This is a genomic window from Streptomyces rhizosphaerihabitans, assembly GCF_025399795.1.
Classification (GTDB): Bacteria; Actinomycetota; Actinomycetes; order Streptomycetales; family Streptomycetaceae; genus Streptomyces; species Streptomyces rhizosphaerihabitans.
In genome coordinates this window covers 69,203-91,698 of the sequence record NZ_JAODTZ010000029.1, presented here as the reverse complement: position 1 = coordinate 91,698, position 22,496 = coordinate 69,203, and the positions used below count along the sequence as shown (strand labels likewise).

Annotated in this window: 17 protein-coding genes; 11 read left to right on the top strand and 6 right to left on the bottom strand. The window is 71.2% G+C overall.

The window, feature by feature from the left end; genetic code table 11:
* Positions 1-68 precede the first annotated feature (68 nt).
* Complete coding sequence (locus tag N4G66_RS26675; RefSeq protein WP_261706741.1) at positions 69-2,114, bottom strand: serine/threonine-protein kinase; 2,046 nt, start codon at positions 2,112-2,114, stop codon at positions 69-71.
* A 388-nt stretch (positions 2,115-2,502) separates the two neighbouring features.
* Here N4G66_RS26675 and N4G66_RS26670 point away from each other — a divergent pair, with 388 nt between their 5' ends.
* The 3 genes from N4G66_RS26670 to N4G66_RS26660 all read left to right on the top strand — a co-directional run bounded on the left by N4G66_RS26670 (position 2,503) and on the right by N4G66_RS26660 (position 5,584).
* Positions 2,503-3,858 (top strand): aspartate aminotransferase family protein, encoded by a 1,356-nt coding sequence (locus N4G66_RS26670; RefSeq protein ID WP_261706740.1) that lies wholly within the window; start codon positions 2,503-2,505, stop codon positions 3,856-3,858.
* Between the two features lie 171 nt (positions 3,859-4,029).
* A complete protein-coding gene (locus N4G66_RS26665) occupies positions 4,030-4,725 on the top strand; it encodes a GntR family transcriptional regulator (protein WP_261706768.1) in 696 nt (231 codons plus the stop codon).
* Between the two features lie 208 nt (positions 4,726-4,933).
* Positions 4,934-5,584: a hypothetical protein gene (locus tag N4G66_RS26660; RefSeq protein ID WP_261706739.1), complete on the top strand. Its 651-nt coding sequence runs from the start codon at positions 4,934-4,936 to the stop codon at positions 5,582-5,584.
* A gap of 75 nt (positions 5,585-5,659) precedes the next feature.
* On the opposite strand, the gene N4G66_RS26655 is transcribed toward N4G66_RS26660, so the two are convergent.
* The 3 genes from N4G66_RS26655 to N4G66_RS26645 form a co-directional block, all read right to left on the bottom strand.
* Complete coding sequence (locus N4G66_RS26655) at positions 5,660-5,950, bottom strand: DUF3303 family protein (protein WP_261706738.1); 291 nt, start codon at positions 5,948-5,950, stop codon at positions 5,660-5,662.
* Between the two features lie 154 nt (positions 5,951-6,104).
* Positions 6,105-7,376 (bottom strand): RNA-guided endonuclease InsQ/TnpB family protein, encoded by a 1,272-nt coding sequence (locus tag N4G66_RS26650; RefSeq protein WP_261706737.1) that lies wholly within the window; start codon positions 7,374-7,376, stop codon positions 6,105-6,107.
* A gap of 352 nt (positions 7,377-7,728) precedes the next feature.
* On the bottom strand, positions 7,729-8,784 hold the full coding sequence (locus N4G66_RS26645; protein ID WP_261706736.1) for a LacI family DNA-binding transcriptional regulator: 1,056 nt from the start codon (positions 8,782-8,784) through the stop codon (positions 7,729-7,731).
* Positions 8,785-9,178: 394 nt separating this feature from the next.
* On the opposite strand from N4G66_RS26645, the gene N4G66_RS26640 reads away from it, so the two are divergent.
* The 5 genes from N4G66_RS26640 (at position 9,179) to N4G66_RS26620 (ending at position 16,266) form a co-directional block, all read left to right on the top strand.
* Positions 9,179-11,119, top strand: a complete 1,941-nt coding sequence (locus tag N4G66_RS26640; protein ID WP_261706735.1) for a glycoside hydrolase family 127 protein — start codon at positions 9,179-9,181, stop codon at positions 11,117-11,119.
* A 37-nt stretch (positions 11,120-11,156) separates the two neighbouring features.
* Positions 11,157-12,395: a sugar ABC transporter substrate-binding protein gene (locus tag N4G66_RS26635; RefSeq protein WP_261706734.1), complete on the top strand. Its 1,239-nt coding sequence runs from the start codon at positions 11,157-11,159 to the stop codon at positions 12,393-12,395.
* Between the two features lie 194 nt (positions 12,396-12,589).
* The gene (locus tag N4G66_RS26630) at positions 12,590-13,480 is read left to right on the top strand and encodes a carbohydrate ABC transporter permease (protein ID WP_261706733.1); all 891 of its coding nucleotides are present in this window, start codon (positions 12,590-12,592) and stop codon (positions 13,478-13,480) included.
* Positions 13,477-14,298, top strand: a complete 822-nt coding sequence (locus N4G66_RS26625) for a carbohydrate ABC transporter permease (RefSeq protein ID WP_261706732.1) — start codon at positions 13,477-13,479, stop codon at positions 14,296-14,298. The genes N4G66_RS26630 and N4G66_RS26625 overlap by 4 nt, the downstream gene beginning before the upstream one ends.
* A 39-nt stretch (positions 14,299-14,337) precedes the next feature.
* Positions 14,338-16,266: an RICIN domain-containing protein gene (locus tag N4G66_RS26620; protein WP_261706731.1), complete on the top strand. Its 1,929-nt coding sequence runs from the start codon at positions 14,338-14,340 to the stop codon at positions 16,264-16,266.
* Positions 16,267-16,410: 144 nt separating this feature from the next.
* Here the strand turns inward: N4G66_RS26620 and N4G66_RS26615 are convergent, their stop codons facing one another.
* On the bottom strand, positions 16,411-17,694 hold the full coding sequence (locus tag N4G66_RS26615; RefSeq protein WP_261706730.1) for an adenylosuccinate synthase: 1,284 nt from the start codon (positions 17,692-17,694) through the stop codon (positions 16,411-16,413).
* 200 nt (positions 17,695-17,894) lie between these two features.
* On the opposite strand from N4G66_RS26615, the gene N4G66_RS26610 reads away from it, so the two are divergent.
* A complete protein-coding gene (locus N4G66_RS26610; RefSeq protein WP_261706729.1) occupies positions 17,895-18,749 on the top strand; it encodes a diacylglycerol kinase family protein in 855 nt (284 codons plus the stop codon).
* Positions 18,750-19,163: 414 nt separating this feature from the next.
* Here the strand turns inward: N4G66_RS26610 and N4G66_RS26605 are convergent, their stop codons facing one another.
* Entirely contained in the window at positions 19,164-19,661 is a 498-nt protein-coding gene (locus tag N4G66_RS26605) for a GbsR/MarR family transcriptional regulator (RefSeq protein WP_261706728.1), read from the bottom strand.
* 103 nt (positions 19,662-19,764) lie between these two features.
* Here N4G66_RS26605 and N4G66_RS26600 point away from each other — a divergent pair, with 103 nt between their 5' ends.
* Positions 19,765-20,832, top strand: coding sequence for an ABC transporter ATP-binding protein (locus tag N4G66_RS26600; RefSeq protein ID WP_261706727.1), 1,068 nt, complete (start codon positions 19,765-19,767; stop codon positions 20,830-20,832).
* A complete protein-coding gene (locus N4G66_RS26595) occupies positions 20,829-22,451 on the top strand; it encodes an ABC transporter permease (protein ID WP_261706726.1) in 1,623 nt (540 codons plus the stop codon). The genes N4G66_RS26600 and N4G66_RS26595 overlap by 4 nt, the downstream gene beginning before the upstream one ends.
* Positions 22,452-22,496: the final 45 nt, after the last annotated feature.

Sequence of the window (22,496 nt, the reverse complement as noted above, 5' to 3'; positions counted from 1 at the left end):
ACGGCAGTCGGCGCCTTCCCCAGGACCCCGCGGGCCGCCGCCCGCGGGGTGGTCAGGGGCTCAGCCGCTCAGCCGCTCTTCGTGTAGGTCACTGTTCTGTCGTTCACCCGGCTCAGTCGGCCGTCCGGCAGGAGGGCGACCTCGGAGGCGACGCCCGGGGTGCAGGTGGGCGGATTCCCGGAGGTGACCTGGGACGGGCCGATCTCCAGCGGTCCGCCGGCACCCGGGGCCTCGGACAGAGGGGCCTCGAAGGCGCAGTGGTAGGTGCCGCCGGTGGTCGGACCCTCCGCGGTGAGCGTCAGCACCATGTCGCCGACCTCGCCCTGCCGGATGGTCAGCCGGAGGGTTTTCGCGCCGTCGACTCCGTTCCAGGTACCGAGGAACGCCTCCGGGACGGTGCCCCCCTGCGTCGCCCCGGTGCTGGGCGACCCGGAGTCGGCCGTCGGCGTCTGCGACGTGCTCTGCCCCGGTGTCGTCCCGCCGGAGGCCGGGGCGGACGCCTTGGGGTCGTCCTGGCCGCCGCCGCCCGCGTTGCCCTTCAGCAGCGCGTACACGCTGCCGCCCGCGCCGAGCGCGACGACCAGGGCCACGACGACGAGGAGGGCGGTGGAACGGCCGCTCCTGCGCGGGGGCTCGGACCCGGGCTGGGCGACCACGGGGCCGTACGGAGGGGTCGGCCCGTAGGGCGGGGTCGCGGCGCCGGGTCCGTACGGATGGGGGGCGACGCCCGGACCGTAGGGAGGCGTCGAGCCGTACGGCGGCTGGGGTGAGCCCCAGCCGGCCTGCGGATAGCCGTACGCGGGGTGGGCCGGGCCCTGGCCGGCCGGCTGCGGGTGCTGGTGCGGGTAGCCGTAGGCGGGGTACGGACCGGCCGGCGCCGCCGGAGGAGGCGTCGCGCCCGAGCCCCCGATGACCGTGGGGAGGTGGTTCACGGGGCCGGGCTGCCCCGGGGGAGGCGGGGTGGCACCCTCCTCGGAGGGCGTGGGCGCGTGCTCCGGGGAGGCCTCGGCGGACGCGGCGGGCGCCGAGGAGGAGGCCGAGGGCGTCGAGGAGGCCGAGGAAGCGGGCGAGCCGGACGGCGGCTTGGAGAAGTCCGGGGCGGGGACCGGCGCCGGGGATGCGGGCGGCAGGGCCGGCCTGGCGGGAGCGGCACCGAGCGCCGGGGCACCGGACCGGGGCTGCGCCTGTCCGTCGTCGGGGTTCTCCGTGTCGAGGAGCTGCACGGCGTGGCGCCCGAGCTGGGCCACCAGCGAGCCGGGCAGCCAGGGGTCGACGGTGCGTCCCGCCGAGACGGTGTCCTCCGCGCCCGTGCGCTCCAGGATCTCCTCGAGAGTGGGCCGGGCGCCGGGATCCTTGCGCAGACAGTCCCGTACGAGGTCGGCGAGCCCCTCGGGCACACCCGTCAGGTCGGGGTCCTCCTGCGCGATGCGGAACATCATGGCGTGCACACCACTGTTGGCCGCGCCGAACGGAAGGGTGCCGGTGGCCGCGTACGACAGGACCGAGCCGAGGCAGAAGATGTCGCACGCGGGCGTGACGCGGTCGCCGCGCACCTGCTCGGGGGCCATGAATCCGGGCGAGCCGACGAGCGCCCCGGTGTGGGTCAGGCCGCCGTCGGTCACCGTCTCCAGGGCGCGTGCGATGCCGAAGTCGATGACGCGGGGGCCGTCGATGGTGACGAGGACGTTCGAGGGCTTGAGGTCGCGGTGGATGAGGCCCGCGGCGTGGATGTCCTTCAGCGCGTGCGCGAGGCCCGCGGCGAGGATGCGCACGGAACGCTCGGGCAGTGCGCCGTGGTCGCGCCCGACGACGGCCTGCAGCGAGGGCCCCGCGACATAGCCGGTGGCCACCCAGGGGATCGCGGCCCCGGTGTCCGCGTCCAGGACGGGTGCGGTCCAGAGCCCGCCGACCCTGCGCGCGGCCTGCACCTCCTGGCGGAAGCGGGCCCGGAACTCCTCCTGCTCGGCGAGTTCCGGCCGGACGAGTTTGACGGCGACGGTACGTCCCCGGTCGGACCGTGCGAGATAGACGTGGCCCATCCCTCCGGCGCCGAGTCGCGCCAGCAGCCGGTACACCCCGATCTGCTGCGGATCCCCCGCCCCCAGCTTCTCCATGGCAGCGCCCACCCTCCCCCAAATATGTGCAACAGACCGAGGATAGTGCGCCATACGGGGAGCTGGACGGGGTGGTGTCTACGGTTCCGTCACGACTGATCCCGTTTTCGTAACAGGTCCCGCCGTCTCCTTGACGCCGGCCGCCCGGGGATCGTCGAGACGGACCGCCAGGCGCTCCGGAACGCGGACGGTATCGGCATCGATGTCGATGCCTGTGTCCGTGCCGATGCCGGTGCCAGTCCCGGTTCGCTCCTGGTTCCGGTCCCGGTTCCGTCCCTGGTGCCGGCGCGCCCCCTCGGCCAAGCCCGACAGACTGTCGCGGAAAGCCTCCGACCACAGACAGGACGCCGATATCGCGCCCGGTCCGTGGACATTTACGCTTCGCCGCATGACCCCTCAGCCCAACCCCCAGGCCGGCGCCGCCGTGAAGGCCGCGGACCGCGCGCACGTGTTCCACTCCTGGTCCGCGCAGGAGCTCATCGACCCGCTCGCCGTCGCCGGCGCGGAGGGGTCGTACTTCTGGGACTACGAAGGCAAGCGGTATCTGGACTTCACCAGTGGGCTCGTCTTCACCAACATCGGGTACCAGCACCCGAAGGTCGTCGCCGCGATCCAGGAACAGGCCGCGACCCTGTCCACGTTCGCGCCCGCCTTCGCCGTCGAGGCGCGTTCGGAGGCGGCCCGGCTGATCGCCGAGCGGACCCCGGGCGACCTGGACAAGATCTTCTTCACCAACGGCGGCGCGGAGGCCGTCGAGAACGCCACGCGGATGGCCCGGCTGCACACCGGCCGTCCGAAGGTGCTCTCCGCCTACCGCTCGTACCACGGCGCCACCTCCACCGCGATCAACCTCACCGGTGACCCGCGGCGCTGGCCGAACGACAGCGGCGCCGCCGGTGTCGTCCACTTCTGGGCGCCCTTCCTGTACCGCAGCCCCTTCCACTCCGACAGCGAGCGGCAGGAGTGCGAGCGCGCGCTCCAGCACCTGGAGGACACGATCGCCTTCGAGGGGCCCGCGACCATAGCGGCCCTCATCCTGGAGACGATCCCGGGCACCGCGGGGATCATGACGCCGCCGGCCGGCTACCTCGCCGGGGTGCGGGAGATCTGCGACCGCTACGGGATCGTCTTCATTCTGGACGAGGTCATGGCCGGGTTCGGCCGCACCGGCAAGTGGTTCGCCGCCGACCACTACGAGGTGACCCCGGACCTGATGACCTTCGCCAAGGGCGTGAACTCCGGCTATGTGCCGCTGGGCGGTGTGGCGATCTCCGCCGCCATCGCGGAGACCTTCGCCAGGCGGCCCTACCCGGGCGGGCTCACCTACTCCGGGCACCCGCTGGCCTGTGCCGCCGCCGTCGCGACGATCAACGTCATGGAGGAGGAGGGGATCGTCGACCAGGCCGCGGCCATCGGCGAGACCGTCCTCGGGCCGGGGCTGCGCGAACTGGCCGAGCGGCACCCGAGTGTCGGCGAGGTGCGCGGCACGGGCGTCTTCTGGGCGCTGGAGCTGGTGAAGGACCGGGAGACCCGGGAGCCGCTGGTCCCGTACAACGCGGCAGGCGAGGCGAACGCGCCGATGGCCGCGTTCGGCGCCGCGGCCAAGGCCCGCGGTCTGTGGCCCTTCATCAACATGAACCGCACCCACGTAGTACCGCCGTGCAACATCACCGAGGCCGAGGCCAAGGAGGGTCTGGCGGCCCTGGACGAGGCACTGTCGGTGGCGGACGAGCACACGGTGTGAGGCCGTAGGGGGTTCCCGCCCCTGCGGGGGTCGGTCGCGCGGTTGTCCGCGCTCCTTCGGGGGTGCCGGGGAATCCGCCTGCCGACCCCCACGGCGTATGGTGGCCTGCTCGAAGGGATACGCGAGTAGACACGCGCACCCACCCACGCGATGGGGAGTGAGACGACCACCATGGCCGGCACCGGCGGCACGGGCGCCGTAACCCGCAGCACCCTGCGGCAGCAGATCGCGGACGCGCTCCGTGACGAGGTGCTCGGGGGCCGTCTCCGGCCGGGCCAGGAGTTCACGGTGAAGGAGATCGCCGAGCAGTACGGCGTCTCCGCCACCCCCGTCCGCGAGGCCCTGGTCGACCTGTCGGCCCAGGGGCTCCTCGACGCGGACCAGCACCGCGGCTTCCGCGTGCACGAGTACTCCGCCGCCGACTACCGCGGCATGGTCGAGGCCCGCAGCCTGATCACGGAGGGCATGTTCCAGAGCCTCGTGGCCCACGGCATGCGGCAGGCCGACGACCCCCGCGCGCTCGCCGCCCTCGCGGCCGTCCGGCGCCGTGGCGAGGAGGCCCAGCGCGCGGCCTCCGCCGGCGACCTGAACATCCTCATCGGCTACGACCTGCGCTACTGGCGCGAGCTCAGCAGCCTCTTCGGCAACACCTATCTCGGCGACTTCCTGCACCGGCTGCGCGTCCAGTCCTGGGTCTGCACGGTCCAGCACCTGCGCCGGGTCTCCGACCTCAGGGGCCAGCTCTGGTCGGGCCACACGGAACTGGTGGACGCCCTCGCGCGCCGCGACGCCGACACGGCGCGGGCGATCGTGGCGGCGTACAACGAGCACGCGCTCGCCCTCATCGAGCGCCTCGACGCCCCCTGAGACGCGGACCGGGACCCGGTTCGCGCCGGTCCCGGGTTTGAGGACACTCCCTCCGGGCGATCGGGGGGATGGGGGGCGCGGCCCCCGAGCGGCGGACGGACCCCGGCCCACCCGGGGGCCTACTTGTGTACCGGCCTCTTCACAACACCGCCACGCGCACTACGCTGCCCTGACCACCCTGCACCCAAGGAGCAAGAGGAGCCGTCTGTTGGCCTGTGACCTGTGGTTGGTCCCGCTCGTCGACGTGCTGTGCCACACCCCCGACAACCCCTTCGCCGAGGAACTCGCGCTCTACGACAAGGTGCTCGCCGAGGCCGGACTCCCTCCGGTGCCGGTGTACGCGTACATGCCGGGCCTGTCGGGTGACGTGGCCCCGGTCGCCGGCTTCGACTACGACGCGCTGCACTTCCTGCGCCGCGCGTACCTCCTCCAGATGTGCGGACTCGCGGTGGCGCCGGTCGACGAACTGGGCGGCGACTACGAACAGTTGCTGGAGATGTTCGAGACGAACGCCCAGCAGTCGCATCTGGTCTGGCACTACGACCACGCGGGCGCGTACGTGCCGGTCGAGTTCCCGCACCCGCTGGCCAACGACGAACTCCTCGCGGGCGGCGGGCCCCTGGGCTCCTCCCACGCCCTGCTGCGCGAACTCGAGTTCGTGGCGCCCTCGATCGGCATCGACCCGGCCAACCCCCCGATGCCACCGCAGCCCCCGAGCGCTCCCACGGAGCTGGAGGAGCCCGCGGCTCCGGCCCCGTACGACGCCAGCCCCTTCGCCCGCGAACGTCACGTCTGGCTGGGCCTGCACGCCGCGGCGACCCGGAGCCTCGCCCAGGGCTCCATGATCATCTTCAGCTGAACCGGATCTCACGGTGCGGGGCCCGGCCCTGCGTGGCCCCGCACCGGCGGAGACGGCATCCGCCCGGTCCGCCCGTCAGCCCAGCTGGGACAGGCCTTTGTGGAGGTCCTCGGCGTTCATGACCGGGGCGATCTCGAACTTCGCACCGAGGCTCATGAAGAACGGCTCGGCGATCACCGGGATCTGGCTGCTGTCCTGCAGGTCGAAGACCATGTAGCAGGCGCGGCTGCCCTCGTGGTTGGTGAAGTAAGCCGCTTCCGGCTTGAGCCGATCCATCGTTTCCTGCATCAACTGCGGAAGCTTTCCCTTACGGATGAGCTCGTTGGCCTTCTCCGTGTCCATGGTCGCCCTGAGCATCACACGCATCGCACTCTCCTTGTCCGTCGGCCGACGCACGCAGAAGCACCCAAACGTGCACTTTCAGGCTATTCCCTCCGCCGACGGCGTTTTCACGGAGGCGGCCCGGACGTCACTCTCTCCATTGAATCCTCCCCTCCCTGAACGGGAGGGGATTCCTGGCTCAGGCTGCCTCCGGGAGCAGCGCTCCCGGAGGTCTTGCGCCCTCGACACCAGCCGGGTTGAGACCAGCCCGGACCAGCATCACGCGGGCGGAGTTCTTGTCCCTGGGAGACACGGCCCCGCACGCGTTGCAGGTGTAGGTGCGTTCCGAAAGAGGAAGTGCGTGCTTGGTTCTCGCTCCGCACGACGCGCAGTCCATCGTGGTGTGCGCGGGGTGCACGAGACGGACATCCCGCCCGTGCTTGCGGCCCATCTCGATCAGGGTCTTCTTCGTGGCGCCGATCGCGGCATCGGCCGCCTTGCGCGCCATCGACGACCTGGCGAGGAACTTCGGGCGGAAGTCCTCGACAGCGAAGGCGTCATGGTCGGTCACTGCACGCTTGGCCCTTCCCCAAGCTCTCCGACAAGCTCCGAGCAGGGGAGACCCCATTCGGGCCGTGTCCTGCCGCTGCCGGGCGATCTTCGCGTAGGTTTTCGCCCGCCACTTCTTCGCCTCGCGGTAGCCCTTCGAGGCGGCCTGGCCCTTTTTCGGTCTGCGGCGGGCCATCATCCGGTCGTACCGCGACAGCTTGTGCTGCGTCTTCTTCCCGTGCTGGGCGTGCGGGAGGTCATGCGTGTCGGAGGTGGTGGTGGCGGTCTCCTTCACCCCCCAGTCCACGCCCAGCACGCGGCCTGTCTCCGGCAGTGGCTGCACTTGAGCAGGCGCGACGAACGAGCAATACCAGTGCCCCAGCGCGTCCTGGTACACGCGCACCGAGGACGGGTCGGACGGCAGGTCCCGCGACCGCACCACCGTCAGCACGATCTTGCCCGCGAGGTGCAGTCGGCCGTCCTTCAGCCGGAATCCACGCTTGGTGTAGTTCAGCGTGGGCAGGGCCTCGCGCTTCTTCTTGTGCCGGGGCATCCCGGCACGGCGGTGCATCGGCAGTCGGTCCTTGATGTCCTTCTGCGCCTTCGCACGGGCCTTGCCGAAGTCGCGGACAGTCTGCTGCTGCACCACCGAGGAGCCCTCGGCCAGCCACGGAGTGCGGGCGCGGGCCTCGGTCAACATCCTGTCGAGCTGCGCGGGACCGCACGTCCACCTGTCATGAGGGTGCGCCTTGTTGTGCAGTTGCACCGCCTTGGACCTGGCCACGCACTCGTTCCAGATCCACCGGCAGCGCCCCCACTCCGCCTCCAGCGCGGCCCGGCCGGTGGCGGACACCCGAAGCCGGAAGGTGTAACGGGCGTGCCCGCCGGCCGCGCCCGGTTCCCTCACCACGGTAACCGCCATACCCCTCCCTTCCCGGCCCACGCCACGGGCGGCGTTCCGCCCCGTACACCAGGACCGTATGTGCGAGCAACGCACACCCGTACCCCCTTCCCCTCACCACCACCCGCACCAGCGATCATGGGCACGCATGTTCGCAACGCCCGCCCCGCTGCCGGACATAGACGCACCACAACTGGACCGAATACGGCGACGCTCCGCGTCACTCACACGGCATGCAATTCCCCCCGGCGTGAACGCCGGGGCATCCTCGCAAGAATCAGGTGAGACCCAAGCCGCGCCGCTCGTGGAACGGGCGCTCGCTCATGGGATGGGCGCGCCGAGCGGACCGGACCGGAAGCGGAAGCCCGACCCGTCAGCTCGACTCGCGCACCACAAGTCGGCAGGGAACCGTGTGGACGCCCCTGCTCCCCGGCCCCTCGGCGTCGGTGTCGGTGCCGACCTCGTCCTCGGCGTCGATGGCTTCCAGGAGGCGCAGCGCGGCGATCCGGCCGATCTCGGTGAGGTCCATGTCGATGGTGGTGAGCGGCGGGCGGCAGGCCAGCGCCATGGTGTCCCAGTTGTCGTAGCCGACGACGGCGATGTCACCGGGGACGTCCACGCCCCGCTCGCGCAGCGCGTCGGCGACACCCCGGGCGATCTGGTCGTTGCCGCAGAAGAAGGCGTCGGTGTCCGGGGCCGTGCGCAGCACCGCGTCGGCGGCCCGGCGCCCCCACGCCTCACTCCACTCGCCGAAGTGGACGCGCCCGGTGGCCGGCCGCAGCGAGGAGCGCCCCAGGTGCTCGACCGCGTGCCGGGCGCGGTCGCGGGCGGCGGCGTGGTGCTCCGGGCCGGTGACATGCGCGATCCGGGTCCGGCCCGCGGCGAGCAGATGCTCCACGGCGAGCCGGGCGCCGCCCCGGTCGTCGGAGACGACGGAGGTGTCGGCCGGGCCGGTGGACGGGGAGAGCGCGTAGACGATGGGGATCGGGTCGACGCCGGCCAGCGGCGGGCGCGGGTCCGTGCGGCGGCCGGTGACGATGATGCCGTCCACCCTGCGGTCCATCAGGTTGCGCAGATGGTGCTGCTCCCGGATCGAGTCGCCCCGGGTGTCGCACAGCAGCACGGAGATCTTCCCGGCGCCGAGCGCGTCCTCCGCGCCGAGCAGCACGGGGGTGGAGAAGCGGCCGATGCCGTCCGTCGTCATCAGACCGACCGTCCAGCTGCGGCCGGTGTGCAGGCTCTGCGCGTGCTGGTTGGGCCGGAAGCCGAGCGACTCCACGGCGTCGAGAACCCGCTGACGGGTCTCGGGCCGCATCCGCCCGCCGCCGTTCAGCGCCTTCGACGCCGTGCCCACACTGACCCCCGCGAGGGCGGCGACATCGGCGAGCTTGGCCCGGCCGGCGGAGGACGGGCGCGGAGCAGAAGTCACGGGCAATCCTTTTCCTTCGCGTCGACCGGGACGCCGTTGTCCCTCACCGACGACATTAGCGACCCCATCGTGCCAGCGGCCAGGGGTGCGGGCCAGAGCCGGAGCAGCGGAGAAAAATCTGCGTCACGCCCCTTGACCCCTTCGGTCGTCTCCCCTCTACTTTCCGGCAGGAAAACGGTTGCTCAAACGAGTTCCCGAGCAGTCGGCCATACCCGTACCCGAGCAACCAGCCGCACCCATACCCGAGCGCCCTTCCACACCCGTACCTGTACCCGAGCGCCCTGCCGTGCCTGTTCCCTGGCACCCCGCCGTACCCGTACCCGAGCGCCCTGCCGTACCCGTTCCCGAACGATGCACGACCCGTCGAACGCGTTCCGACGAGAACCGGAGAACCATGCCCCGCACACGCTCCGCCGCCCTCCCCGGCACGGGACCCGTCCACCCCACGCCCGGCGCCCTCGGCGCGCTGCGCCCCGCGCCCGTCACGATCGGCGCCGGTTTCTGGCACACCCGCCGTGAGGTCAACGCGCGCACCTCCATCCCCCAGGGACCGGGCCTGCTGGAGTCGGCGGGCAACCTGCACAACCTGCGGCTGGCGGCGGGCACGGCCGAGGGCGAGTTCCAGGGCGCGTACCCATTCCTCGACACCGACGTCTACAAGTGGCTGGAGGCCGCCGCCTGGCGGCTGGCCGAGGAGCCCGCCGGGAGCCTGGCCGCCGAGGTGGACCGGATCATCGACCTGGTGGCCGCCGCCCAGCAGCCCGACGGCTATCTCAACACCTGGTTCCAGCTGCGCAAGAACGGCGAGCGCTACCAGGATCTGCGCTGGGGTCACGAGCTGTACTGCGCGGGCCACCTCATCCAGGCGGCCGTCGCCCACCACCGCACCACCGGGCGCCCCGAACTCCTCGACGTGGCCCGCCGTTTCGCCGACCACGTCGACTCGGTCTTCGGTGCCCCCGGCAGCGGGAAGCCCCTCGACGGCATCGACGGCCACCCCGAGATCGAGACGGCCCTGGTCGAGCTCTACCGGGAGACCGGCGAACACCGCTATCTCGACCTGGCCGGTTACTTCGTCGACCGGCACGGCCACGGCCTGCTCGGCGGCGAGGCCTACTGCCAGGACCGCGTTCCGCTCCGCGAGGCGACGACCGTGGAGGGCCACGCCGTACGGCAGTTGTATCTGCTGGCCGCGGCGGCGGACCTGGCGTCCGAGACCGCCGACGCCGAACTCCGCGTGGCCACCGAGCGGTTGTGGCAGGCCATGGTGGCGACGAAGACCCACCTCACCGGCGGGCTCGGCGCCCACCACGACGAGGAGGACTTCGGCGACCCCTACGAACTCCCCAACGAACGCGCCTACTGCGAGACCTGTGCCGCCATCGCCTCCGTCCAGTGGAGCTGGCGCATGGCCCTGCTCACCGGCGAGGCCCGCTACGGCGACCTGATCGAACGCACGCTGTACAACGGCTTCCTGGCCGGAGTCTCCCTGGACGGCGAGCGCTGGCTGTACGTGAACCCGCTCCAGGTCCGCGACGGCCACACCGACCCCGGAGGCGACCAGTCGGCCCGCCGCACCCGCTGGTTCCGCTGTGCCTGCTGCCCGCCCAACGTCATGCGGCTGCTGGCCTCCCTGGAGCACTACCTCGCGTCCACCGGCCCGGACGGTCTCCAGATCCACCAGTACGTCACCGGCGAGTACCACGCGGACCTGGCCGGCGCCCCTGTCGTCGTCCGCGCCGAGACCGACTACCCCTGGCACGGCACGATCGCCCTGACCGTCGAGGAGACGCCCGGGACCCCCTGGACCCTCTCGCTCCGCGTCCCGCAGTGGTGCGACGCGTTCCGGGTGCACGACGGCGACCGGACCTACGACGGCACGGACGCGCCCGTCGAGAACGGCTGGCTGCGTCTGGAGCGGACCTGGGCACCCGGCGACCGGGTGATCCTCGAACTCGCCCTGGACGCCCGGCTCACCGTGGCCGACCCGCGTGTGGACGCCGTACGCGGCTGCGCGGCGATCGAACGCGGCCCGCTCGTGTACTGCCTGGAGCAGGCGGACCACCCGGGCGGCGGCCTCGACGACCTCGTCCTCGACACCACCCGCCCGCTCGCCGACAAACAGCGCCCCGACCTGCTCGGCGGCGTCACCACCGTGCTGGCCGCCGGACACCGCCGCGAGCTCCCCTCCGACGGCTCCTGGTGGCCCTACCGCCCGGCCGCCGGTCACGAGGCCCCGCCGGCCGGCGACCGGGTCGAACTCACCGCGATCCCCTACTACGCCTGGGCCAACCGCGAGGACGGCGCCATGCGCGTCTGGCTGCCCACGTCCTGAATCCCGCATGTCCCTCTCCCGACAACGAGGTCACCCCGTGAGAAGCACCCGCCGCACCCTGACCGCAGCCATAGCCACCGCCTGTGCCCTCGCCACCGTCACCGCGTGCGGCGGCGGCTCCGGCTCCTCCTCGTCCGGCTCGTCCTCGACGTACACCTTCTGGGACCCCTACCCGCAGTTCGACGCCTCCTCCGACTGGGGCAAGCGCGTCACGGCGTGCGGCACCGAGGCCGGGGTCAAGGTCAAACGCACCGCGTACGACACCACGGACCTGGGCAACAAGGCACTGCTCGCGGCCCAGCAGGGCAACGCGCCCGACGTGATGATGGTCGACAATCCCGTCGTCTCCACCCTCGTGGAGGCGGGCATCCTCACCAGGACCAGCGACCTCGGCCTCGACACGGCCGCGATCCAGAAGAACATCATCGGGGCGGGCACCCTCGACGGCGCGGCCTACGGCGTCCCCATCGGCGCCAACACCCTCGCCCTCTACTACAACAAGAAGCTCCTCTCCGCCGCGCACATCGACCCGGCCGGCATCAAGGACTGGCCGTCCCTCACCGCGGCCCTCAAGAAGATCAAGGCCGCGGGCAAGAAGGGCATCACCTTCTCCGCGATCAACACCGAGGAGGGCAGCTTCCAGTTCCTGCCGTGGTTCTGGGGCGCCGGCGGTGACCTCACCCGGCTCGACTCCTCCAAGGGTGTGGCGGCCCTCACCCTGTGGAAGCAGTGGGTCGAGGAGGGCTACGCCCCCAAGGACGTACTGAACAACACCCAGACCACCAGCTGGCAGGAGTTCGCCACCGGGGACTACGCCTTCGGCGAGAACGGCACCTGGCAGCTCGCCAACGCCGAGAAGGCCGGATTCCCGTACGGAATCGTCAGCATCCCCGCGCAGAACGGCGGTTCCGCGCCGGTCCCCACCGGCGGCGAATTCGTCACCGTTCCCGTGCAGAAGGACACCGGCCGCTACGACATCAGCAAGAAGATCGTCGCCTGCCTGACCAGCGCCCAGAACCTCCTGGCGAGCGACACGACGCTGACCTATGTGGCGCCGACCGCCGCGGTCCAGGCGCAACAGGTCAAGGCGAACCCGAAGCTCAAGCCCTGGGTGGACGCGGTGGCGGCGGCACGCGGCCGCACCAGCGGCGGCCTGGGCACCAAGTACCCCACCATCTCCCAGCCGATGTGGACCGCCGTACAGGCGGCGCTCTCCGGCTCCAAGAGCCCCACGGCGGCCCTGTCCGACGCCCAGACCGCGGCCTCCAAGGGATAGGCCCTGGGCAGGCCGGCACCGGGCCGGGCGGTCAACGGGCTGGGGCCCAGCCGTCTTTCGCCCCGCCGCCCCTGCCCTCCCCCGAGGTCTCGGCTTCGCTCGGCCAGGGGGACCCCCATCACCCCTGGGGCCCCGCCCCAGACCCCGCTCCTCAAACGCCGGAGGGGCTGAAATTTCCGCGCCCAGGAGCCCACATGCTCACCCATCACCGCCGGAGCCAGCTGACGGCGCTCGCCTTCCTCGCCCCGCTGGCCGCGTACCTCGCCGCCTTCTACGCCTACCCGCTCTACCGCAACCTCGACCTGAGCCTGCGCGACTACACCGTCCGGTCCTTCGTCGCGGGCGACGCCCCGTTCTCCGGCTGGGACAACTTCCGCACGGTCCTGGACGACCCGTCCTTCGCCCCGGCGATGCGGCACACGATGGTCTTCACGTTCGCGTCCATCGCCGTGCAGTACGCCGCCGGACTCGCCCTCGCCGTCTTCTTCAACCGCCGGTTCCCGCTGGCCCCCACCCTCCGGGCCCTGTTCCTGGTCCCCTGGCTGCTGCCGCTGATCGTGTCGGCGTCTACCTGGTCCTGGATGTTCAACAGCGAGTCCGGCGTGGTCAATTACGCCCTGCACATGGTCGGCGTCGACCCCGTCGGCTGGCTCACCTCACCGCACTGGGCGCTGACCTCGGTCGTCATCGCCAACATCTGGATCGGCATCCCCTTCAACCTGGTCATCCTGTACAGCGGTCTCCAGAACATCCCCGCCGAGCTGTACGAGGCCGCCGCCCTGGACGGGGCGAACGCCTGGCAGCAGTTCCGCCGCATCACTTTCCCGCTGCTGCGCCCGGTCTCCGCGATCACGCTGCTGCTCGGCCTCGTCTACACCCTCAAGGTCTTCGACCTGATCTGGATCATGACGAAGGGGGGTCCCGGCGACTCCTCGTCCACCCTGGCGACCTGGTCCTACCAGCTCGGATTCGGCACCCTGCTGCCCAAGTTCGGCCCCGGCGCCGCCGTCGGCAACATCCTCATCGTCATCGCCCTCGCCTTCGGGCTGCTGCACGTCCGCGTCCAGAGGAGGCAGGAGTCGTGAAGTCCCGTACGGGCAGGCGCCGTCACACCGTGCTCGGCGTCGCCCTCACCGCGCTCATGCTCTTCCCGGTGTACTGGATGCTGAACGTGTCCCTCACCCCGCAGCGGAACATGCGCAAGAGCCCGCCCGACCTGTTCCCGCTGCATCCCACCTTCGAGGGCTACCGAGCCGTCCTGAACGACCAGTTGCCCTATCTCGGCACCAGTCTGCTCATCGGCCTCGGCACCGTCGCCCTCACCCTGGTCCTCGCCGCCCCGGCCGGCTATTCCCTCGCCAAGCTGCGCCCGCCCGGCGCGGGGCCGCTCTCTCTGGCGCTCCTGGTCGCCCAGATGATCCCCGGCATCGTCATGGCGATGGGCTTCTACGGGTTCTTCCTGGACCTCGGGCTGCTCAACTCCTGGTGGGGCCTGATCATCGCGGACTCCACCATCGCCGTGCCGTTCGGCGTCATGATCTTCGCCGCGTTCATGTCGGGCATCCCCGGCGAACTCATCTCCGCGGCCCGCATCGACGGTGCCGGCACCTGGCGGATCTTCCGCTCGGTCGTCCTGCCGGTGAGCCGCAACGCGATCGTCACGGTCTCGCTGTTCGGCTTCCTGTGGGCCTGGTCCGACTTCGTCTTCGCCAACACCCTCGACGGCGGCGGCGACATGCGCCCCATCACCCTCGGCATCTACCACTACATCGGCAACAACAACCAGGAATGGAACGCGATCATGGCCACCGCCGTCGTCGCGTCGGTCCCCGCCACTGTCCTGCTCGTCCTCGCACAGCGCTACGTGGCCGCGGGCGTGACCGCGGGCGCGGTGAAGGACTGAGCAGACGTTCCCCGCTCCCCACCTCCAGGAGGCTCCTCCATGAGCCGCACGAGCCGTACGAGCCGCACGAGCCGCACCGGCCCCTTAGGCCGGACGCGACGAGCCACCACGCCCCCACCCGTCACCGCACCCTCGACCGCCACCGCCACCGCCACCGCACCCGCACCCGCACCCGCACCCGCACCCGCACCCGACACCAGAGCCGGAACCGCCTCCGCGCCCGTCGTCGCCAGATTCCATCGGCTCCGTGCGCCGGCCGCCTTGGGGGCGCTCTCCCTCGCCACCACCGCCCTGTTCACCGCACCCGCCGCCCAGGCGGCCCCCAGCACGGCCACCACCCTGGTGGTGAACGCCGACCAGACCCTCCGCTCGGTCACCCACGTGGCGAGCGGCAGTCTGTACGGCCTCGCCGACGCGAGCACCCCGGCCGACAGCCTGGTCACCCCGCTCAAGCCGAACACCTTCGTACAGATGGCACCGGGCGGTTCGCAACTCCCCAACGGCGAACCCGCGCCCGGGGGCGACGCGCTGACCGTGGCGTCCAAGGCCGCGCGGGCCGGCGCCGGGGTCGTCGTCCGCATGCCCGACTGGTACCCGAACTTCCCCTACAAATGGGTGAGTTGGAGCAACTGGCTGTCCGCCGTGGACACCCAGATCGCGTCGGTCAAGTCCTCCTCGGCCGGCAACATCCGCGCCTACGAGTTGTGGAACGAACCCGACTGGACCTGGGACACCACGAACGCCGGTACGTTCGGGGCGGGTTGGACGCGCACCTACAAGGAGGTCCGCACCAAGGACACCACCACCCCGATCCAGGGTCCCAGCCACTCGGCGTGGAACCAGAGCTGGATGAACACGTTCCTCACGGCCGCCAAGGCCGCCGGCACCGTCCCCGACATCGTCGCCTGGCACGAGCTCCAGGGCTCCCAGGACATCGCGGCGCACGTCGCCGCGTACCGCTCCCTGGAAAGCAGCCTGGGCATCAGCGCGCGCCCGATCGCCATCGAGGAGTACGGGACGCCCACCGAGGTGGGTGTGCCGGGTTCGCTCGTCGGTTATGTCGCCAAGTTCGAGCGGGTGGGCGTCCATGACGCCGAACTCGCCTTCTGGAACCACTACGGCACACTCGGCGACACCCTCACCGACACCGGCGGATCGCCCAACGGGTCGTACTGGCTCTACAAGTGGTACGGCGACATGTCGGGCAGCATGGTCCCCACCACGCCGCCGGGCCAGACGGGCATCGACGGAGCCGCGTCCCGCACCGGGGACGGTCGGCAGATCAGCGTCGTGTTCGGCGGCGGCACCGGTTCGACCGCCGTGACGGTCAAGGGCCTCGGCTCCCTGTCCGCCTTCGGCAGCACGGTGCACGCCAAGCTGGAGTACACCCCGTCCAAGGGCCGCACCACGGCCGTGGCGGCCCCGTACACGATCTCGGAGGCCGACTACACGGTCTCGAACGGGGCCGTCACCGTGCCCGTGGCCATGAACGCCTCGGACGGCTACCACCTGGTCCTCACCCCCAGCGGCAGCTCCACCTCGCTCGCCGGGACCTACCAGATCACCAACAAGAACAGCGCCCTCGCCCTGGACACCCAGAACGCGGGCACGGCCCAGGGCACCGCGGTCGTCCAGGCCACGTCCTCCACCGGCGCCGGCCAGTCGTGGACCCTCTCCTCCGCCGGATCCGGCCTCTACAGAATCACCGGCAAGGCGAGCGGCCTGCTGCTCGGCATCTCGAACGCGAGCACGGCGGCCGGAGGGACCGCGCTGATCTGGGCGGACAACGGCACCGCCGACCACCTCTGGCAGCTGATCCCGGCCGGTGACGGCTACTACAAGATCGCCAACTACAACAGCGGTCTGCTGCTCGGCGTGAACGGCATGAGCACCTCCACCGGCGCCCAGGTCCTCCAGTGGGACGACAACGGCACCGCCGACCACCTGTGGAGACTGACCTCGCGCTGAGGCCGGCTCCCCAGGTACGGGTACGCCCCCGGATGTCGGCCGGGGGCGCACTCGTGGAACAACTCTTCCGGAAACGGCTTCCGACTCTGATCCGGACACCGCTCCGGATACCGCGCCGGAACCTGGTCCGGACACCGCTCCGCGCTAGATGAACGAGTTGATCTCGATCGTTTCGGTGCGGCCCGGTCCGACGCCGATCGCGGAGATCGGCGCGCCCGACATCTCCTCCAGCGCCTTCACGTAGTCCTGCGCGTTCTTCGGGAGGTCCGCGAAGGTCTTCGCCTTGGTGATGTCCTCGGACCAGCCGGGGAGGTTCTCGTAGATCGGCTTCGCGTGGTGGAAGTCGGTCTGGGAGTACGGGAGTTCCTCGACGCGCTTGCCGTCGATCTCGTACGCCACGCAGACCGGGATCTCCTCCCAGCCGGTCAGGACGTCCAGCTTGGTGAGGAAGAAGTCGGTCAGACCGTTCACGCGGGTCGCGTAGCGGGCGATGACCGCGTCGAACCAGCCGCAGCGCCGGTCACGGCCGGTCGTCACACCGCGCTCGCCGCCGATGCGCCGCAGCGCCTCGCCGTCGGCGTCGAGGAGCTCGGTCGGGAACGGGCCCGAGCCGACACGGGTCGTGTACGCCTTGAGGATGCCGATGACCCGGCTGATCTTGGTCGGGCCGACGCCGGCGCCCGTGCAGGCGCCGCCCGCGGTCGGGTTGGACGACGTCACGAACGGATACGTACCGTGGTCGATGTCCAGCAGCGTGCCCTGGCCGCCCTCGAAGAGCACGACCTTGTCCTGCTCCAGCGCCTCGTTGAGGATCAGGACGGTGTCCGCGACGTACGGCTTGAGCCGGTCCGCGTAGCCCAGCAGCTCCTCGACGACCTGGCTCGCCTCGATGGCTCGCCGGTTGTAGAGCTTGGTGAGCAGCTGGTTCTTGACCTCCAGCGCCGCTTCGACCTTCTGGACGAGGATCGACTCGTCGTAGAGGTCCTGGATGCGGATGCCGACGCGGTTGATCTTGTCCGCGTAGGTCGGACCGATACCGCGTCCGGTGGTCCCGATCTTCCGCTTTCCGAGGAAGCGTTCCGTCACCTTGTCGACAGTGACGTTGTAAGGCGTGATGATATGAGCGTTTCCGCTGATCAGCAGCTTGGAAGTGTCGACGCCGCGCTCGTTCAGTCCGTTCAGCTCGGAGAACAGGACGGACGGGTCGATGACGACTCCGTTGCCGATCACCGGAGTGCACTCCGGCGTGAGGATTCCGGAAGGGAGGAGGTGGAGAGCGTATTTCTGGTCGCCCACGACTACCGTATGGCCGGCGTTGTTGCCGCCCTGGTAGCGCACCACATAGTCCACGGATCCACCGAGCAGGTCGGTGGCCTTTCCCTTGCCTTCGTCACCCCACTGAGCACCGAGCAGCACAAGTGCGGGCACAGGCGTACACCCCTTCCGGGCGGGGCATGTCCAAGGTCGGGGACGTACGCGGCTGGTTCTGGCTACAGCTGCGCACGTCGGCGACCACCATTGGCCGCGACCGTCGGACCGGATGCCCCGGAATAGACGAAGCCCCTGGCGCAAAGGCGCAAGGGGCTCTTGCACAAAGATGCTACCCGAGGAAGCGAGGCAGGACCGAGGTGGCGGCTTCCGACCAGCTCCTGGTGGTCATCGACCCGGTCGCCCGGCGAACGGACGGCGAGTCCGTACGGATCGCGAAAGACGTGCTCAGCGCGGGTGCGGCGACGAAAGTGTGCCTCCCGGAGGGACCCGAGGAATTCGCTCGGGCACTGATCCGCCGGGGTACGCGCCGACTCGTCGTCATCGGTGACGACGGTGCCCTGCTGCGGGCGGTGTCCCTGCTGCACCGGCGGCGGGAACTCGCCGCGTGCGCGCTGTCCTTCGTGCCCGTGGGCGGTGTGCTGTCGCTGTCCCGTTCGCTCGGGGTGCCGATGGGGGCCGTCGCGGCGGCCAGAGCGGTCCTCGACGGGGCCGAGCAACGGCTCGACCTGCTCGTGGACGACAGTGACGGCGTGGTGCTCGGCGCGCTGCGCATCCCCTCGCTGCCCTCCCGGCCGCCCGCTCCGGTGCACGCGGGAGCGCCCGGCGAGGCAGGCACACATCCCTGGCTCCGCACCTACCAGTCCCTGGTACGGACCCTCGCCTCCCGGCCGTCCCGGCTCGCCTCCGCACCCGGACCAGGGCCCTCCCGGCTGCGGATCGAGGTCGACGGGGTGTGCGTGGTGGATCTGGACCAGCCCGTGGAAGCCGTGTCCGTGACACCGGGCGGATCGGGAACCGGAGCCGAGATCGAGGTCCGCGCGGTGTCCGTGGGGGCCGAGTCCTCCCCCCTGCGGCTGCTGGGCCACAAGGTCACCGTCTCCGGCGCCGACTTCCGCTACCGCGCGGACTCCGTGGTGAGCGGCCCGGTCCGGACCCGGACCTGGACCGTACGGGAGTCGGCCTGGGGCCTGACCCTGCCGGCCACGCACTGACGGTGACAGCCCGGCACCCGGCGCCACCGATGACACCCTGCCGATGACGGCGTGGGGCCTGGCGCCACCGGCAACACCCTGCCGATGACGGCGTGGGCCCTGGCGCCACCGGCAACACCCTGCCGATGACGGCGTGGGGCCTGGCGCCACCGGCAACACCCTGCCGATGACGGCGTGGGGCCTGGCGCCACCGGCAACACCCTGCCGATGACGGCGTGGGGCCTGGCGCCGCCGACGACACCCTGCCGGTGACGGCGTGGGATTCGCCCCCGCCGACGGCACACTCACGGGGCGGGGTGCCGGTGCCCCCCCGCCGGGACGGGGTGCGGTCCACCCCGAAGAGACCACGTGCCGGTTCCACCGCGACGGAACGGAATCAGGACGGAACGGGACCGGGGTGCCCGGTCCCGCTCGTCACCCGTCGCCGTACAGCGTCTCGCGGTGGGCACGCCAGCGTTCCATCATCGCGGCGACCTCGCCGTCGATGAACTCGAAGAACGCGAGGGTCTCGGAGAGCCGGCGCCCGGCGGGAGTCGTGGAACCGAGGGAGTCGACGCCGACGCGCAGGGCGAGTTCCCAGCGCTTGAGCACCGCGTCGCGGTTGGTCAGCGCCTCGTACCACTGGTTGCTGTGCACCCGGTACCGCTCGCGCCGCGAACCGGGTTCGCGCTCGCGCGCGACCATGTGCTGCTGCGCGAGATAGCGCACCGCGCCGGAGACGGCCGCAGGGCTGACCTGAAGCTGCTCGCCGAGTTCGGCGGAGGTCATGGCACCGGCGTCGGAGGCCAGCAGCGCCGCGAAGACCCGGGCGGGCATCCGCTGCATCCCGGCCTCGACGAGCTGTGCCGCGAAGCCCTCGACGAACTTCGAGACCGCCTCCGGGTCCCGCTCCGCCGCAGTCGGTTCCGCCATCTGTCGATCATCTCCCCAGCTCACGCGTCGCCGTCGAGTGTATCCAGGATTTACATGTTTCCTTAACTTCACAAATTTCTGAAAGAAGCGTACGTTCTGGACCATGACGACGGCAATCAGCGTCGCCGGACTGCACAAGTCGTTCGGCAAGACGCACGCACTGGACGGCCTCGACCTGGAGGTCGAGGCCGGCGAAGTGCACGGCTTCCTCGGCCCCAACGGCTCCGGGAAGTCCACCACCATCCGGGTCCTGCTGGGCCTGCTGCGCGCCGACTCGGGCGCGGCACGGATGCTGGACATGGACCCCTGGACGGACGCGGTCGAACTGCACCGCCGGGTCGCCTACGTCCCCGGCGACGTGACCCTGTGGCGCAACCTCTCCGGCGGCGAGGTCATCGACCTCTACGGGCGGCTGCACAACGGGGGCCGCACCCGGCGCGGCGGGAAGGACGGCGGACGGACCGGCGGCCTCGACCCCGCGCGGCGCGCCGATCTGATCGAGCGCTTCGAGCTCGACCCCACCAAGAAGGGGCGCACCTACTCGAAGGGCAACCGTCAGAAGGTCGCCCTCGTCGCCGCCTTCGCCTCGGACGTCGACGTGCTCATCCTGGACGAGCCGACCTCGGGCCTTGACCCGCTGATGGAAGAGGTCTTCCAGCGGTGCGTCCGGGAGGAACGCGACCGGGGCCGCACCATCCTGCTGTCCTCGCACATCCTGAGCGAGGTCGAGGAACTCTGCGACCGCGTCAGCATCATCCGCAAGGGCCGGACCGTCGAGAGCGGCTCCCTCGCCGACCTGCGCCACCTCACCCGCACCAGCGTCACCGCCGAACTCACCGGCCCGCCGAACGGACTGGCGTCCCTGCCCGGGGTCCACGAACTGGAAGTCCAGGACCTCGAAGGCCAGGACGCCGGGGTCCGGCCGGACGGAGTCCGGTGCCGGGTCCGGCTCCACGTCGACACCGACAAGCTGAACGCCGTCCTGCGGTCGCTGACCGACTCCGGCGTACGGTCGCTGACCTCGACCCCGCCCACCCTGGAGGAGCTGTTCCTGCGGCACTACCAGGAGGACGTCCAGCCGGACGGCCGGCGGGATGTCCAGGCGGACGGCCGGCGGGATGTCCAGGCGGACAGCCGGGCGGACGGATCCGAAGAGACGGTGGCCCGATGACCGCCACGACCACCCCGGCCGCCGGCGCCTTCGCCGCACGCGTCGGCGGCTCCCGCCCGCTGGCCGGCACCGGAACGCTGCTGAGGTTCGCGCTGCGCCGCGACCGCGTGATGATGCCGCTGTGGATCGGCGTGACCGGTCTGCTGGTGCTCTCCCTGCCGGCCTCGCTGAAGACCGTCTACAGCACCCCGGCCGAACGGGCCACCCTGGCCCGGCAGATGCTCACCAACAGCTCCCTGCGCGCCACCTACGGGCCAGTGTTCAGCGACTCGATCGGCGGACTCACCGCCTGGCGCATCGGCAGCTACGCCGGAGTCCTCGCCGCCATCATGAGCCTGATCATCGTCGTACGGCACACCCGGGACGAGGAGGAGAGCGGACGGCAGGAACTCATCTCCGCCGCGATGGTCGGACGGCGGGCCCCGCTGACCGCCGCGCTGCTCGCGGCGCTCGTCGCCAACGGCGTCCTCGCCCTGCTCATCGCGGGCGGCCTCGCCGGACAGGGCGGCTCCGGAGCCCTGGCGTTGGGGCTCGCGATCGGCGCGACCGGGATGGTCTTCGCGACCATGGCCGCGATCGTCGCCCAGCTGACGGAGAGCGCACGGCTCGCCAAGGGGCTGACGGGCGGGCTGATCGGCGCCGCGTTCGTCCTCAGGGCGGCGGGCGACTCGGCGACCGACGACGGCTCGTCGTTGCTGACCTGGATCTCCCCTCTGGGCTGGCTGGAGAACCTCCGCGCCTTCGCGGACGAACGCTGGTGGGTCCTGCTGCTGTTCGTCGCGGCCGTCGCCGCACAGGGTGCCGCCGCCTACGCACTCGCCGGGCGGCGGGATGTCGGCATGAGCTTCCTGCCCACCCGGCCGGGGCCCGCGACCGGCCGCCTCGGCACCGCCGAAGCACTGGCCTGGCGGCTGCAACGCGGCGCCGTCCTCGGCTGGAGCCTCGGCTTCCTCGCCGCGGGCGCCGCGTTCGGCGGCATCACGAAGGGGGCCGCTGACCTGGTCGGCGGCAATGCCAAGACCCGCGAGATCATCGAGCGGATGGGTGGACAGGCCGGCATCACCGACGCGTTCCTCGCCGCCATGGTGAACATGCTGGGCATGGTCGCCGCCCTCTACATCGTCTCCTCCGTGCTCCGGCTGCACGGCGAGGAGACCTCGCAGCGCGCCGAACCCCTGCTCGCCGCCGCCGTCGGGCGGCTGCGCTGGGCCGGCGGACACCTCGTCCTCGCCTTCGGCGGCGCAAGCCTGATCATGCTGCTCGGCGGACTCGGCCTCGCTCTCGGCTACGGCTCCGAACTCGGCGCCGTCCTCGGAGCCTGCCTGGTCCAGGTCCCGGCGATCTGGACCCTGGGCGGTGTCGCCGTCCTGCTCTACGGCCTCTCGCCCCGGCTCGCCCCCGGTGCCTGGGCCGCGGCGGGCCTCGCCCTCCTCCTCGGCTGGATCGGGCCCGCCCTGAACATCCCCCAGACCGTCATGGACCTCTCCCCCTTCGGCCACCTCCCGAAGCTGCCGGGCGGCACCATGGCCTGGACACCGGTGCTCGTCCTCACCGGGATCGCAGCGGCCCTGACAGCGGCAGGACTGACGGCCCTGCGCCGCCGCGACCTGACGACGTAAGGCCCGACGCGGCCTGACGGGATGACAGACCGCGCGGCCTGACGA